Annotated in this window: 11 protein-coding genes; 7 read left to right on the top strand and 4 right to left on the bottom strand. The window is 69.5% G+C overall.

From position 1 onward, the window contains the following. Window positions 1-83: 83 nt before the first annotated feature. Window positions 84-1,040, bottom strand: a complete 957-nt coding sequence (locus GSI01S_RS12320; protein ID WP_006896894.1) for an alpha/beta hydrolase — start codon at window positions 1,038-1,040, stop codon at window positions 84-86. A gap of 282 nt (window positions 1,041-1,322) precedes the next feature. Then, a complete protein-coding gene (locus GSI01S_RS12315; protein ID WP_006896893.1) occupies window positions 1,323-3,095 on the bottom strand; it encodes a long-chain-acyl-CoA synthetase in 1,773 nt (590 codons plus the stop codon). Between the two features lie 211 nt (window positions 3,096-3,306). On the opposite strand from GSI01S_RS12315, the gene GSI01S_RS12310 reads away from it, so the two are divergent. Further along, a complete protein-coding gene (locus GSI01S_RS12310) occupies window positions 3,307-4,983 on the top strand; it encodes an FAD-binding dehydrogenase (protein WP_006896892.1) in 1,677 nt (558 codons plus the stop codon). A 50-nt stretch (window positions 4,984-5,033) separates the two neighbouring features. Here GSI01S_RS12310 and pgfA read toward each other — a convergent pair whose 3' ends face one another. Both pgfA and GSI01S_RS12300 read right to left on the bottom strand, forming a co-directional pair. Beyond that, the gene (pgfA, locus tag GSI01S_RS12305) at window positions 5,034-6,578 is read right to left on the bottom strand and encodes a cell envelope lipid trafficking protein PgfA (RefSeq protein WP_006896891.1); all 1,545 of its coding nucleotides are present in this window, start codon (window positions 6,576-6,578) and stop codon (window positions 5,034-5,036) included. A 42-nt stretch (window positions 6,579-6,620) separates the two neighbouring features. After that, window positions 6,621-8,009 (bottom strand): ABC1 kinase family protein, encoded by a 1,389-nt coding sequence (locus GSI01S_RS12300; RefSeq protein ID WP_006896890.1) that lies wholly within the window; start codon window positions 8,007-8,009, stop codon window positions 6,621-6,623. Window positions 8,010-8,189: 180 nt separating this feature from the next. On the opposite strand from GSI01S_RS12300, the gene nadB reads away from it, so the two are divergent. The 6 genes from nadB to GSI01S_RS12275 all read left to right on the top strand — a co-directional run bounded on the left by nadB (window position 8,190) and on the right by GSI01S_RS12275 (window position 14,157). Beyond that, window positions 8,190-9,815, top strand: coding sequence for an L-aspartate oxidase (gene nadB / locus GSI01S_RS12295; protein ID WP_006896889.1), 1,626 nt, complete (start codon window positions 8,190-8,192; stop codon window positions 9,813-9,815). A 35-nt stretch (window positions 9,816-9,850) separates the two neighbouring features. Beyond that, window positions 9,851-10,939, top strand: coding sequence for a hypothetical protein (locus tag GSI01S_RS12290; RefSeq protein ID WP_006896888.1), 1,089 nt, complete (start codon window positions 9,851-9,853; stop codon window positions 10,937-10,939). A 186-nt stretch (window positions 10,940-11,125) separates the two neighbouring features. After that, on the top strand, window positions 11,126-11,461 hold the full coding sequence (locus GSI01S_RS12285) for a metal-sensitive transcriptional regulator (protein WP_006896887.1): 336 nt from the start codon (window positions 11,126-11,128) through the stop codon (window positions 11,459-11,461). A 64-nt stretch (window positions 11,462-11,525) separates the two neighbouring features. Next, window positions 11,526-11,732: a heavy-metal-associated domain-containing protein gene (locus tag GSI01S_RS12280; protein WP_006896886.1), complete on the top strand. Its 207-nt coding sequence runs from the start codon at window positions 11,526-11,528 to the stop codon at window positions 11,730-11,732. A 20-nt stretch (window positions 11,733-11,752) separates the two neighbouring features. After that, window positions 11,753-11,899, top strand: a complete 147-nt coding sequence (locus tag GSI01S_RS20320; protein ID WP_169317718.1) for a hypothetical protein — start codon at window positions 11,753-11,755, stop codon at window positions 11,897-11,899. Then, window positions 11,896-14,157, top strand: a complete 2,262-nt coding sequence (locus tag GSI01S_RS12275) for a heavy metal translocating P-type ATPase (RefSeq protein WP_006896884.1) — start codon at window positions 11,896-11,898, stop codon at window positions 14,155-14,157. Before GSI01S_RS20320 ends, GSI01S_RS12275 begins: the two co-directional genes overlap by 4 nt. Window positions 14,158-14,163: the final 6 nt, after the last annotated feature.

Raw genomic sequence — 14,163 nt, 5'->3', positions numbered from 1 at the left:
CGCGGCGATCGGACAGTTTCCGGCGCAGACTCACGATGGCCGGCACCCTGGCGGGTGCCGGCCATCGTGAGCGGTGTGTCCGATCAGAAGAACGCGGGGCGGAACGTGGTGGCCCACGACTGCTTGAAGCGGTCCTGCCAGTAGTCCCACCAGTGCGCGCCGTCCGGAGTGATGTGCGTGGTGAGGTGCACGCCGGGGACGGTGGCGACGCGGGCGATGTACAGCTGGGAGCTGGTCGACGCCGCGACCTCCAGCGGAACCATCTGGGCGAACTTGACGGGGTTGAAGCTGCCGCTGCCCGGAGTCAGGCTCGAGTCGTACTTGCTGCCGACGCCGGTCCCGGAGGAGACGTACACGTAGTGCCCGGCCAGGTTGCCCGCCGACAGGAACGGGTCGTTGGCGAACCACTCGCCTGCGGGGTAGAAGCCCCACATGTTGGTCGGGTTGCCGCCCATCTCGGCCACCGAGGCCTGGATGCCCTGGGTGAAGCCGGGCATGGTGACGGTCGGGTAGCCGCTGTAGGACGCGACCGCCTTGTAGAAGCTGGGGTGCCGCGAGGCCAGGTTCAGGGCCGCGGTCCCCGACATCGACAGGCCGGCGATGCCGTTGCGTCGGTTGTCGCTGTTGTGGTGCTTCTTCATGTACGCGGGCAGCTCACGCGTCAGGAAGGTCTCCCACTTGTTGACGCCGAGCTTCGGGTCGCGCTGCTCCCAGTCGGTGTAGAAGCTGCCGCCGCCGCCGAACGGGATCGCGACGTTGGTGCCCTTGCCGACCATCCAGCTGTCGACCCTGGTGTTCTGCAGCCAGCCGCTGGTGTTGTTCGGGGCGCGCAGGCCGTCGAGCAGGTAGAGCGTCGGCTTCGGGCCGCTCCCGCCGCCGTCGACGATGCGGACCGGGACTTTGCGGTGCATCGCGTTCGAGTACACGTACTCGGTGGTGCCTGCGGCCTGTGCCTGCGGCGTGACGGAGACTGCGGTGCCGACGAGGGTCGCCAGGGCGGCGACCGCGATCGTCAAGCGCTTGCCGACGCTCTTTCGCATATGAATCCTTCGGTCTGTTCGGTCGCGGGAGCGACTGTCGTGTCACCGGATCGGGGCCGGAGCGGTGCCCCGATCTCGATCCGTGAGCCGATCGGCCCGAGTCGCTGCGGGTCGATCGACCCGCAGCACCCCCGCACGAGTGGTGAGATTAACGGACTCCCGACGCTGCTGCAAAGGCAAGAGGGCGATTCGGTGCTGGTCGTAGCCGTTTCGGGACCCGTTTGCGGCGGTCAGGTCACAAATCGATAAACCCCGCGGGATTTGTCGGCGACGGCGCCGGATTCAGGCCATCCGGACGTAGCCGTCATCGCCGAGCTCGTACACGGGGTCCGCGCCGGTATTCGCGTAGCCCTCCTCGCGGAGCGCAACGCGCTGATTCTTGAAGGTCGACGTGCGGGCCAGCGCCGGCACCACCCGGAGGTACAGCGGCACCGCGTAGTGCGGTAGCCGGGCGCGCAGCTCGGCTGCGACCAGCCGGGGGTCGAAGTCGTCCTCGACGACCACCGCGGCCATCCCGGCGCGACCGTCGGCACCCGGCACCGCCACCCCGTAGACCACCGACTCGGCGACGCCGGGCACCGCGTTCAGTGCGGCCTCCACCTGGGTGGTCGCCACGTTCTCGCCCTTCCAGCGGAAGGTGTCGCCGAGGCGGTCGACGAAGGCGACGTGCCGGAACCCGACGTCGGCCACCAGATCGCCGGTGTTGAAGTAGGAGTCGCCGTCCTTGAGGGCGTCGCGGACGATCTTCTTCTCGGTGGCGGCGGGATCGGTGTATCCGTCGATCCGGGCCAGCCGGGTAATCTTCCCGAGCAGCAGTCCGGGTGTGCCCTTCGGGACCTCGATCACGCGGCCGTCGGGGCCGCGGACCGGCAGTCCGGTCGCTTCGTCCGCTTCGACCACGATGTACGGCAGGGGACAGAAGCCGACGGTCTTGCGCTGATCGAGGATGTTGACGAACCCGATGTTCGATTCGCTCGCGGCGTAGAACTCGACGATCCGGTCGATCCCGAACCGGTCGGCGAATTCGTCCCAGATCTCCGGGCGCAGGCCGTTGCCCGCGGCCAGCCGGATCGAATGCGCGCGGTCGGTGGGCCGGGGCGGCTGAGCCAGCAGGTAGCGGCAGAGTTCGCCGATGTAGCAGAAGGCCGTCGCCTCGTTCTCGATGGCCTCGTCCCAGAAGCGGCTCGCCGAGAACTTCGGACTGATGGCCAGGCAGGCGCCGGCCGCGAGCGCCGTCGCGACACAGACCGTCAGCGCGTTGTTGTGATAAAAGGGCAGCGTGACGAACAGGACGTCGTCGGACCGCAGCCGCAGGCCCATCGAGAATCCGTTCATCGCGGTCTGCCAGCGCCCGTGGCTCATCACGCTGGCCTTGGGCCAGCCGGTGGTACCCGAGGTGAAGATGTAATACGCGGGGTCGTCGGCTCGCACATCCGCGGTCGCACGCGGGTCCGCTTGCACCGCGGGATTCCGGGCCGCGAGCGCGGAGCCCCGCGCGTCCATCTCGGCCAGGGCGATCGGATCGGTGTCGACGCCGGTGAGGGCGCCGAGTTGCTCGCCGCATTCGTCGTCGTGGAGTACGACGAGCCGGGCGCCGCGGCGGTTCGCGTCGTCGAGCACACCGAAGCTGTGATCCAGGGCGTCGCCCGGCTGCGTGTGGTTCACCATTCCCGTCACCGCGCCGAGCTTGACGATCGCGAGCATCGCGATCACGCATTCCGGACTGTTGTGCGCCATCACCGCGACCACGTCGCCGCGGCGGACCCCGTGCTCGGCCAGCACGGCCGACCACCGGTTGGCGCGGCGGTTGCACTCGCCGTACGTGTGGACGGTGCCGCCGGTGCGGAGGAAGGGACGATCGGGATGGCGTGCCGCCGCCGCGGCGAAGGCCCGGCCCACACTCCATCTCCGGTGTTCGTCGAAATGAATGAGCGACGGCCGTTGCCGGGCCAGGACCGGAACGTCGCGCAGCAGCCCCAGGACGCCCCGCGCCATCGACGCCCAGGTGACGGGATCGGCTGCCGCGGAATGAACGGTCGGGGTCGGTGCGGCCACGGGTGCCTCCTCGTCAGACGAATCGTGCGTGTCGTCTCAGTATCGGGCCGTGCGCGCCGCGGCGTGGCGAGTTCGGTCGCCGCGGGACGTCCCCGCTCTCGCCCGGTGCGCGTGGGACTTCCGCCCGTCGGCGGCCCCGGCCGGCGCGGGTAGTGTCAGTCCCGACGGCCTGTGCGATGGGCCACACATCTTCGCGGAGAGGACGAGTCGGGTGTTGAAGCAGACGCAAGCGGCGGACGCCATTGTGGTGGGCGCGGGGTTGGCGGGACTGGTCGCCACCTACGAACTGACCAAGGCGGGGCGCACGGTGGTCGTCGTCGATCAGGAGAATCGACAGAATCTCGGCGGCCAGGCGTTCTGGTCACTGGGTGGACTCTTCCTCGTCGACAGTCCCGAACAGCGTCGGCTCGGCATCAAGGACTCGCCCGACCTCGCTCTCCAGGACTGGATGGGATCGGCCGGCTTCGACCGCGACGACGAGGACTACTGGCCGCGGCAGTGGGCGCGGGCCTACGTCGAGTTCGCGTCGACGATCAAGCGGCAGTACCTGCACGATCTCGGTCTCCGTTTCACACCGGTGGTCGGATGGGCCGAGCGCGGGGGCGGATTCGCCGACGGCCACGGCAACTCCGTGCCGCGGTTCCACCTCACCTGGGGCACCGGGCCCGAGGTGGTCCGCATCTTCGCCGAGCCGGTACTCGAGGCGGAGAAGCGGGGACTGGTCACCTTCGCGTTCCGGCACCGGGTCGATGAACTGATCGTTGAGGACCGTGCGGCGGTCGGGGTGCGTGGGCGGGTCCTCGAGCCCACCGACGCCGAGCGCGGCGTACCGAGCTCTCGCACCGAGGTCAAAGACTTCGAGCTGCGGGCGGGGGCAGTGATCGTCACCTCCGGCGGCATCGGTCACAACCACGACCTCGTCCGCGAGAACTGGCCCACCGAGCGGCTCGGCCCCGCGCCGGAGTTCATGATCGCGGGCGTTCCCGACTACGTGGACGGACGCATGCTCGGGATCACCGAGGCCGCGGGCGGAAACATCGTCAATCGCGACCGGATGTGGCATTACACCGAGGGCATCATGAACTGGAACCCGATCTGGTCCGACCACGCCATCCGCATCATTCCCGGCCCGTCGTCGCTGTGGCTCGACGCGAACGGAAATCGTCTCCCCGCGCCCAACTTCCCCGGTTTCGACACCAACGCCACCATGAAGGCGATTCTGGACACCGGCTACGACTACTCGTGGTTCGTCCTCACCAAGTCGATCATCGAGAAGGAGTTCGCGCTGTCGGGATCCGAACAGAACCCCGACATCACGGAGAAGTCGCTGAAGACCGCGGCGAGGAGCCGCCTGGCCAAGGGGATGCCGGGGCCGGTGGAGGCTTTCACTCGGCACGGAGTCGACTTCGTGGTCCGCGACAATCTCTCGGATCTGGTGGCCGGGATGAACGAGATCGGCCGCGGTGGCCACGTCGATCTCCAGTCCCTCGAACGGCTCATCTCCGCGCGAGATTCACAGGTAGAGAACTCCTACAGCAAAGACGCGCAGATGATGGCGGTGCACAATGCGCGGAACTACCTGGGCGACAAGGTGGTCCGCGTCGCCAAGCCGCACCGTCTACTCGATCCCGCACACGGCCCGCTGATCGCGGTGCGCCTCAACATCCTCACCAGGAAGACGCTGGGCGGTCTCGAGACCAATCTCGACTCGCAGGTGATGCGTCCCGACGGCAGCGCCTTCGACGGTCTGTACGCCGCGGGCGAGGTCGCCGGCTTCGGCGGGGGCGGCGTTCACGGCTACAACGCGCTCGAAGGAACCTTCCTCGGCGGCTGCATCTTCTCCGGGCGCGCCGCGGGACGGGCGGTGGCCCGACAGTCGCGCCTCTGATCGCCGCCGTCCCGGCCGGATCACGCATCCGGCCGGGACGGGGCCGTCGGTCAGCGCTCGTGCCGGCCCGGCTGATCCTGGTCGGGGGTGCGGTAGCGCTCCACGTCGGGCATCGGGCGCGTCGGATCGGCGAACGGATAAGGCGAACCGGACTGCGCGCCCTCAGATCCCGGGATCGGGGCGAATCCGTCGGCGGGGGCCCCGAACGACTGGGTCTGGGCCTCATCCATCGGTGACGAGATCGCACCGTAGCCGCCGATGGCCTGGGTGGACGGCTCCTGCGGAGTCTGCGGCAGCACCGTCGTCGTCTCACCGGCGGAGTACTGCTCGTACGGCCCGCCCTGCGGCGTCGGAATCACCGTGGTCTGGGCCTCCGGGCTCGCGGCTTCGCCCGCACCACCGTCATCCGGCGTCGGCTCGTCGCCGCGGGTCTGGTCGGCGTCGTCCGGCCCGTCGCCGCGTCGGCGCCCCAGCCACACCAGCACGGCCCAGGCGATCAGGAACAGCGCACCGAGCACACCGAGTATGATCGGCGTGATCGTGCCACCCCACTTGAGCTGGTCGAGGTAGCTCTGGGCCCGCTGCGCCTGGTGCGAGACCGTCTCGTCGTTCCACTTGAACGTGCCCTTCAGCGCATCCATGCGGAAGTCGCGGACGGCGCGCGGCGAGTCGTCGCTGTCGTCCGGCGACTTGAAGTACTGCTCCTGGTCCTCTTCGCCGTAGACGATGGTGCCGGTGACGGGCTCCACGTACACATTGCGCGTGGCCTTGGCGTAGCGGTGCATCGTGACGATGTCGTTCGGCTTGACGCCCTTGCCCTTGATGCCCCACCACTTGGCAGGCATGTCCAGGATGGTGCCGAGCGGTGCGTCGCCCTGCGGATTCGGGAGATTCGAGAGGTCGGTCTCGGGAACGTCAGCGACGAAATGGTAGGTCTTGACGCCGTCGATGGTCTTCTCGCCGACGTACTTGGCGATCGCGTCCTGACGGGTGGTGGTGTCGTAGTAGTAGTACTCGCGCTTGCCGACGTCGAATCCGAACTTGTACTGGAAGCCCTTGCGGTCCTCCAGCTTCACCGAGGCCTCCTCGACGTTGCCGCCCTCCGGGACCGCCTCCAGCTGCAGTTCGCTCACTGCACCGTTGGGCGCGGATGTCTTGCGATTCACTGACACTCGGTCGACCGTCGCGTTCAGCAGGCCGTCGTTGCACTTGCGGTCGGCGTCGCTCGACGCCATCGTCGGGTCGCTCTCCTTGCCCGCGGCGTCGCGGACGCGGTCGATCTGGACCGTCTGGCCGGACTGCACCGTCGCCTGGTCCTTGTTCGACGGCTCGACGATGACCGACCGCCGCTGCTGCGTCAGATGAGCCTCGAGAGTCGCAGCCTTGGACTTGGTGACCGAGCAACGGTCGAAGATGGTGGCCGGGAAGCGGTTCGCCGAGTCACCGTCGGTGGGAACGGTGGTCGCGACCGACGTGATGTCGAGGTCGAGGGGCACCACCTTCAGCCTCGGCACCAGGTAGGTGGGGACGGCGATGGCCGCGACGATGCACGCGACGCCGAGGAAGGCAAGCAATGCCAGCGCGGCACGTTTCATATCGGGTCGTCTCCTCTGTATCGGTCGATCTGCGTGCTTCGGTCAGCTCTTCGTCGTGTCGGACGCCGGCCGGCGACCACGTCGGTCGCGTTCGGCTTCCTTCATGATTCCCGCCATGTAGCCGTAGATCTCGCGATCGGAGATCGCCTTCCAGCGCGGAGCCAGCAGCTTCATGTATTTCTCTACATACAACAGTTGTTTGCCGACGAGCACCAACTCCCGCGGAAGCCGCGCGTCGTGGGCTTTCGCGACTGCGGCGAGCCGGCGCCCCAGATCGGTGTACGACATCGAGGCCATGTCGGTGGCAGACAACGGTGCGGCCACCTTCTCGATGTCGGCGCCGCCCTGGGCCGTCGACCCCGGATTGTGCACCGCGCCCAACAGGAAGATCGCGCGTCCGGCGGCATCGTAGTCCTGTTTGACGATGAGGTCGACGACCAGTTGCCGGAGGATGCGGCGGGTGCGCGCGTCGAACCGGCCGACGATGCCGAAATCGAGCATCACCAGCTTCCCCTGGTCGTCGACGAGGACGTTCCCCGCGTGCAGATCGCCGTGGAACAGTCCGCCGTGGAATGCCGAATCGAGAAGTGAGAGGAGCAGATTGCGGCACAGTGCCACACCGTCGTGCCCCGCGGCCCGGACGGCGCGGACGTCGTCGATCCGGGTGGCGTGGATCCGCTCCATGGTCAGCACCCGAGCGGTGGTGAGCTCGCCGTACACGCGCGGGACCCGGACTCGGTCGCCGAAGGGACCGGGCTGCAGACATTCGAACCACTCGGCCATGGTGGCGGCCTCGTTGCGGAAGTCGAGCTCGGAACCGAGTCCGTCGGCGAAGTCCTCGACCACGTGGCGCGCGCTGAGCATACGGCCGTACTCGGACATCTCCACGAGCCCGGCCAGACGTTCCAGAATCGCGACGTCGGGCGCCAGCCGGTCGGCGATGCCCGGTCGCTGGATCTTGACGACCACCTCTTCGCCCGATGCCAGCGTCGCGGTGTGGACCTGGGCGATCGAGGCCGACGCGATCGGTACCGGATCGAACTGCGCGAAGACCGCTTCGGGCTCGGCGCCGAGTTCTTCGACGAAGACCTGCCGCACCAGCGCGGGGTCGGCCGGTCGGACTCGGTCGAGCAGGGTCTCGAATTCGTCGGCCATGGTGTTGCCGAACACTCCCGGGCTGGACGCGATCAGCTGACCGAGCTTCACGTAGGTGGGACCGAGGTGCTCGAACGTCCGGCGCACCTCATGGGCGACGTCGGAGGTGCCCGGCGGGCGCCCGCGCAGCAGTCCGGTCACCGCGCCGAGCGCCAGCCGCCCGGCGCCGGCCGCGGCGTGGCCGGCGGTGGTGGTGAAGCGGGTGACCTCGGTGACCGCCGAGACGCTGGGCAGGCCGGGGCGTGCCTGCGCGCTGGGGGATTCCTGATTGGTCATCACAGTTGCCCAAGTGTAGTGGGCGAATGGGCGCCGACCGCCGGGCCGACGCGGCGGTCGTCGTGTCGGGGTCGAGGCAGGGGGGCCACTAGTGCTCCGGCTCACGGCGGCGTAGTCTCGACCGCATGTTTTCGATCGACAGTCGATAACCTGTCGATCGCCTCTCGTTGGGAGCTCAGCATGGTCGAGGAGAGTCGCGCCGACCTCGTGGTGGTCGGCGCGGGTGTGGCGGGGCTGACGGCTGCGCTGACGGCTGCGGCCCGCGGGCTGACGGTGACGGTGCTGACCAAGGGGCGTACCTGGGCGCAGCCGGGCGCGGAGCACTCCGCGTCCACCTTCTACGCGCAGGGCGGCATCGCGGTGGTGGAGCCCGGGAACCCCGGCGACTCGGTGGCCCTGCATCTGGCCGACACACTGGCCGCCGGTGCCGGACTCACCGATCCGGTGGCGACGGAGCCGATCCTGGCCGGGGGCTGGCCGGCGGTGACCCAGTTGGTCGGCTGGGGCGCGGAGTTCGACTTGGGGGCCGACGGCCGGTTCCTGCGGACCAGGGAGGGCGGCCACAGCGTCCGTCGCATCATCCACGCAGGCGGCGACGCCACCGGCGCGCGGGTGCAGCAGGCGCTCGCCTCCGCGGTCGCCGCGGCGCCGATCCGAGTCATCGATCACGCCTCGGCCACCGCGATCCTCACCGGCGACGGTCGCGCCGCGGGGCTGGAGTTCGTCACCGCCGGCGGTCGCGGGGTGGTCCGGGCGCCGGCGGTGCTGCTCGCGACCGGCGGTCTCGGTCACGTGTACTCGGCCACCACGAACCCCGCTGCGTCGACCGGTGACGGTGTGGCGCTGGCGCTTCGGGCCGGAGCACAGGTCGCCGACCTCGAATTCGTCCAGTTCCATCCCACCATGCTGTACGTGCCCGGGGCGCGGGGCAGGCGCACGCTGGTCAGCGAGGCCGTGCGCGGGGAGGGCGGCGTGCTGGTGGACGACCACGGCGCCCCGGTGACCGCCGGCGTGCACCCGCAGGGCGATCTCGCCCCGCGGGACGTTGTCGCACGGGCGGTCACCGCGGCGATGCGGCGGACCGGTCGGCCGCACGTCTGGCTCGACATCTCGGGAGTGGAGGACTTCGAGCGCCGGTTCCCGACTGTCACGGCCGGTGTGCGGGCCTCGGGGCTCGACCTCGCGGGCGGGCGGCTGCCGGTGGTCCCCGGCGCGCACTACCTCTGCGGAGGTGTGGTGACCGACAGCCACGGTCGTACCAGCGTGCCGGGTCTGCTCGCGGCCGGGGAGGTGGCGCGCACAGGGTTGCACGGCGCCAACCGGCTGGCGTCCAACAGCCTTCTCGAAGGGCTGGTCATGGGCCGGTCGGCGGCACTGGCGGCGGTCGAACTCGCGGCGGTCGAGCCGCCGCGAGTGCCGGCCTGCGCGCCGCCTGTCCTGCCCGCATGCGACAGGATCGAGTTGCAGGACGCGATGTCGGAGGCGGCCGCGCTCGACCGGAACGCCGAGGGCCTGGCGTCGGTCGGTGCGCTGCTCGAGGCCGCACCCCTTCGCGGCCTCGCGACCGTGGCCGACATCGAGGACGCCAACCTCACCCTGGCGGCGCGTGCGGTGGTCGCAGCCGCGCTCGAGCGCCGGGAGTCGCGCGGCTGTCACTACCGTTCGGACTTCCCCGGGAGCGAGGAGGCGCCGCAGCCGCGGTACTTCGCCCTCGTCGAAGGCCGGATGCGCAGCGTCCCGCGCCTCCGGCCGGTGACCTGTGCCGGATCTGCCGAGCCTATGGCCAGTGTCGGAGGGGCTCCGTAGACTCGATCGGGGAACTCACGGGAAGGTGATGTGCAATGCGCGGTGGTGGTTGCTGGTCGTCGATCGTCGCCACTCCCGATGAGCGCTCCGCACTGCATCTGACGCCCTCCCACGATTGGCTCGTGGCCTGCGTGCTGCCCGCCGGTCATGACGGCGCCCACGGATCCGACGGCGCGCAGAGCCATTCCGGTCGCCGTCGCTGGCTGATGTGGGACGACTACGCGCGCGGTGCGCAGACCCTCGCCGAGGAGTTCGAGTGTCCCTCGCAGGCTCTCGACGGTGCGCCGTGTCTGTTCTTCGCCGGTCACGGCGGTCCGCACCGGTACGCCGCGCCGGTGGGCCGCGACTTCCCGGCCGAGCCGGTCGTGGACAGCGCGCCCGCACCGGCGCCTGTGCCGGAGCCTCGGTCCGCCCCGGCATCACCGCCGCCGCTGCCGCCCGAGGACGAGTCGTTCAGCGTCTCGGCGCTCGACGATCTCTTCGCGGGGATGCCCAGCCTCCGGGATCTGCCGACCACGGATCTGCTGGTCTTTCCCGAGAGCAGTTTCCACCCGGCCGCACCCGCCTGGCCGCAGTCGCGCGGTGACTACGTCGCCGAGCACCGTCCGGACGGTCCGCGCGCGCCGGAGGCGGTGGTCTCCGGTCCCGCGCGCTTCGAACCGGCGGAGCAGGTGATCGATGCGGAGGTGGTGGAGGCGCCGGACGCCGAACCGAAGCGAGGGCGTCGGCGGCGGCTGCGTGAGGACGCGGATCCGGCACTTCGGCCGGCCGAGGCCGGCCGCAGCAGGCATCGGGCGGCGCACGATGCGGAGGACTCCGCCGGTGCGGCCACTGTGGACCCGAACATGCTCGAGGTCCGGCCCGGCGCGGCCTCGGTGCTCACCACCCCGATGGTCGAGGTGATCTCCTCTAGTTGGGATCCCGTGCGGATGGGCATCCCGGTCGCGCGCCGACCACTGCCGGGCGACTCCGACGTGTGGTCGGTGGCGGAAGTCGTCGAAGACGCGGCCGCGCACGTGCGGTCGCTTCCCGAGGCCGCTCAAGACGGCGAGGTGTCGGCGGCGCTCCTCGATGTCGCCGAATCGCTGGGCCGTCTCGCGGACGCGCTCAAACCCTCCTGCTGAATCGAATCCGGCCCGTCGCCGGATTTTTTGGCTCCCGCACCGTTCTGTCAGCCCGGTCCGGAAGCCAAAGTTTTCGTGTACCGCGCGCCCTCCTGAAATTCGATACCCCTAGGGGGTAGACGTACGCCGAAATTCGGAGTAGAACTGTGGCTGAGATACCCACAGGGGGTATCGAAGGGAGGCGGGATGACCACCGACGAGACGGCGACCGCCCGCGACCATGCAGGCGGCGGGCACACCGGTCACGGATACCTGCCCGAGAAGGACAAGTTCATCCGTCGACTCAAGCTGATCGAGGGTCAGGCCCGAGGTCTGCAGCGAATGGTCGAGCAGGAGGCGTACTGCATCGACATCCTCACGCAGGTGTCGGCGATGACCAAGGCGCTCGAGTCCGTGGGGCTCGGGCTGCTGCACGACCACATGAACCACTGTGTGGTCGAAGCCGCACGCGAAAGCGACGAGGCCGCCGCGGCCAAGGTCGATGAGGCCATGAAGGCCATCACCCGCCTGGTCAAGTCCTGACCGCGGGCGAGTCCGTTTCCCGACAGACGACATCAACCAGATCACACGAATGAGGAGAGAATCCATGAGCACCACCACCACTGTCACCGTCACTGGCATGACCTGCGGCCACTGCGCAGCTTCGGTCCGGGAGGAGATCTCCGAGATCGCAGGAGTGGAGAAGGTCGACGTCGATGTGGCCAGCGGTCGCGTCGACATCACCAGCGCCGCCCCGCTCGATCCGGCCGCCGTCGGCGCTGCTGTCGCCGAGGCCGGCTACCGGGTCCAGTGACCGCGTCGGCGAGACCGGGCGTGCGGATCGCCGCATTCGCCGCCGGTCTCGCGGTGGTCTTCGGGGCGATGTTCGGCGTCGGCCGGGCCGTCGGCCCCTGGGACACCGCGCCGCAGCCGTCCCACGGCACCCAGATGCAGCACGACCAGGAGGGAACGCACAGATGACGCAGCCGATCGCCGCCGACCGGGAACTCGATCTGGAACTGATCGGGATGACGTGCGCCTCGTGTGCCAACCGGATCGAACGCAAACTCAACAAACTCGACGGAGTCACCGCCACCGTCAACTACGCCACCGAGCAGGCGCACGTGGAATACGACGGCGACGTGACCTCCGACGACCTCATCGAGGCGGTCCGGGCAGCCGGATACGACGCCGAACCGGTGCGTCCGGTGGCCACGGACGCCGAGCAGGCCGACGAGGATCCGGCGCCGTCGCGGGCCGAGGCCGAGCTGACCGCTCTGCGCCAGCGGCTGGTCGTATCGGCGGTGCTGACGGTTCCGGTGATCGCGCTGGCGATGGTCCCCGCATGGCAGTTCACCTACTGGCAGTGGCTGTCGCTGACCCTCGCGGCACCCGTGGTCGTGTGGGGTGCGCTGCCCTTCCATCGGGCGGCGCTCGCCGGAGCCCGGCACGGCACCACCACCATGGACACCCTGGTCTCGGTCGGCACCCTCGCCGCTTTCGGGTGGTCGATCTACGCCCTGTTCTGGGGTGACGCCGGCGTGCCCGGCATGACCCACGGCTTCGACTTGATCGCCTCCCGCGGCGACGGATCGTCGAACATCTACCTGGAGGCCGCGGCGGGAGTCACCACCTTCCTGCTGGCGGGCCGCTATTTCGAGAAGCGCGCCAAGCTCCGCGCGGGTGACGCGCTGCGCGCGCTCGCCGAAGTCGGCGCCAAGGACGTGACCGTGCTGCGCGACGGTCGGGAGGTCACGGTTCCGATCGGTGACTTGCAGGTCGGAGAGCGATTCGTGGTCCGGCCGGGTGAGAAGATCGCGACCGACGGCCGGGTGGTCTCGGGAGCTTCAGCTGTCGATCAGTCGATGCTCACCGGCGAGTCGATCCCCGTCGAGGTGGCGGTGGGAGACAAGGTCGTCGGCGGCACGGTGAACGCGCACGGCCGCCTCGAAGTGGAGGCGTCGGCGGTCGGCGCCGATACCGCACTCGCCCACATGGCGAAGATGGTCGCTGACGCGCAGGCGGGAAAGGCGCAGGTGCAACGATTGGCCGACCGGATCTCGGCGTACTTCGTCCCGGTCGTGATCGCGATCGCGGCGGGCGTGCTCGGTTTCTGGCTCGGTGTCGGCGGCGGTGTGACGCTGGCGCTGACGGCCGCGGTGTCGGTCCTGGTCATCGCCTGCCCGTGCGCGCTCGGTCTCGCGACCCCCACCGCGCTGATGGTCGGGACCGGCCGGGGAGCCCAACTCGGCATCCTGCTGAAGGGGCCCGAGGTGCTCGAGTCGACTCGCCGAGTCGATACCGTGGCGCTGGACAAGACCGGCACCGTGACGACCGGCGAGATGGCCGTCCGCGACGTGATCACCGCCGACGGCGTGGATGCGGACGACCTGCTGGCGCGGGCCGCGGCGGTGGAGTCCGGGTCGGAGCACCCGATCGGCCGCGCGGTCTGCAAGCACGTCGCCGAACTCGGGCTCGACGTTCCCGAGACGGCGGACTTCCGCAATCTCGCCGGTGCGGGCGTGACCGCGTTCATCGACGGACTGCGCGTCACCGTGACCGGTCCCCGTGACGTCCCCGTTCAGCTCGGTGAGCGGATGCGTGAACAGATCGCCACGGCCTCGGCGGAGGGGGCGACGCCCGTCGTGGTCACCTATCTCGACGCGGTGGCCGGCGTGATCGTGGTGGCGGACACCGTCAAGCCCACGTCGGCGGCGGCGATCGCCGAACTCAAGCGGATGGGGCTGCGTCCGGTACTCCTGACCGGCGACAACGACGGTGCCGCGCGGCATGTCGCGGCGCAGGTCGGCATCGACGAGGTGATCGCCGATGTGACGCCGGACGGGAAGGTGGACGCGGTCCGCCGCCTGCAGGAGTCCGGCCGCGTGGTCGCGATGGTCGGCGACGGTGTCAACGACGCCGCGGCACTGGCCTCGGCCGACTTGGGGTTGGCGATGGGAACCGGCACCGACGTCGCTATCGAGGCGGGCGATCTCACGTTGGTGAGCGGCGACCTGTGGGCCGTGGTCGACGCGATCGCGTTGTCGCGCAAGACACTCAGCACCATCAAGGGGAATCTGTTCTGGGCGTTCGCCTACAACGTGGCGGCGCTGCCGTTGGCCGCCGCGGCTCTGCTCAATCCGATGATGGCGGGTCTGGCGATGGCCTTCTCCTCCGTATTCGTCGTCGCCAACAGTCTGCGGCTGCGCGGATTCCGGTCTCGTCGCGTCTCCGCGTAAGCCGTA

The organism is Gordonia sihwensis NBRC 108236 (assembly GCF_000333035.1).
GTDB lineage: Bacteria > Actinomycetota > Actinomycetes > Mycobacteriales > Mycobacteriaceae > Gordonia > Gordonia sihwensis.
The sequence above is the reverse complement of the archived record's forward strand: the minus strand, read 5'-3'. Positions and strand labels throughout refer to the sequence as shown.

What these genes read in the sequence shown, in the direction of transcription:
- GSI01S_RS12320 (WP_006896894.1), bottom strand. Translation starts at nt 1,040, where the DNA reads ATGCGAAAGAGCGTCGGCAAGCGCTTGACGATCGCGGTCGCCGCCCTG.
- pgfA (WP_006896891.1), bottom strand. Translation starts at nt 6,578, where the DNA reads ATGAAACGTGCCGCGCTGGCATTGCTTGCCTTCCTCGGCGTCGCGTGC.
- GSI01S_RS12300 (WP_006896890.1), bottom strand. Translation starts at nt 8,009, where the DNA reads ATGACCAATCAGGAATCCCCCAGCGCGCAGGCACGCCCCGGCCTGCCC.
- nadB (WP_006896889.1), top strand. Translation starts at nt 8,190, where the DNA reads ATGGTCGAGGAGAGTCGCGCCGACCTCGTGGTGGTCGGCGCGGGTGTG.
- GSI01S_RS12290 (WP_006896888.1), top strand. Translation starts at nt 9,851, where the DNA reads ATGCGCGGTGGTGGTTGCTGGTCGTCGATCGTCGCCACTCCCGATGAG.
- GSI01S_RS12285 (WP_006896887.1), top strand. Translation starts at nt 11,126, where the DNA reads ATGACCACCGACGAGACGGCGACCGCCCGCGACCATGCAGGCGGCGGG.
- GSI01S_RS12280 (WP_006896886.1), top strand. Translation starts at nt 11,526, where the DNA reads ATGAGCACCACCACCACTGTCACCGTCACTGGCATGACCTGCGGCCAC.
- GSI01S_RS12275 (WP_006896884.1), top strand. Translation starts at nt 11,896, where the DNA reads ATGACGCAGCCGATCGCCGCCGACCGGGAACTCGATCTGGAACTGATC.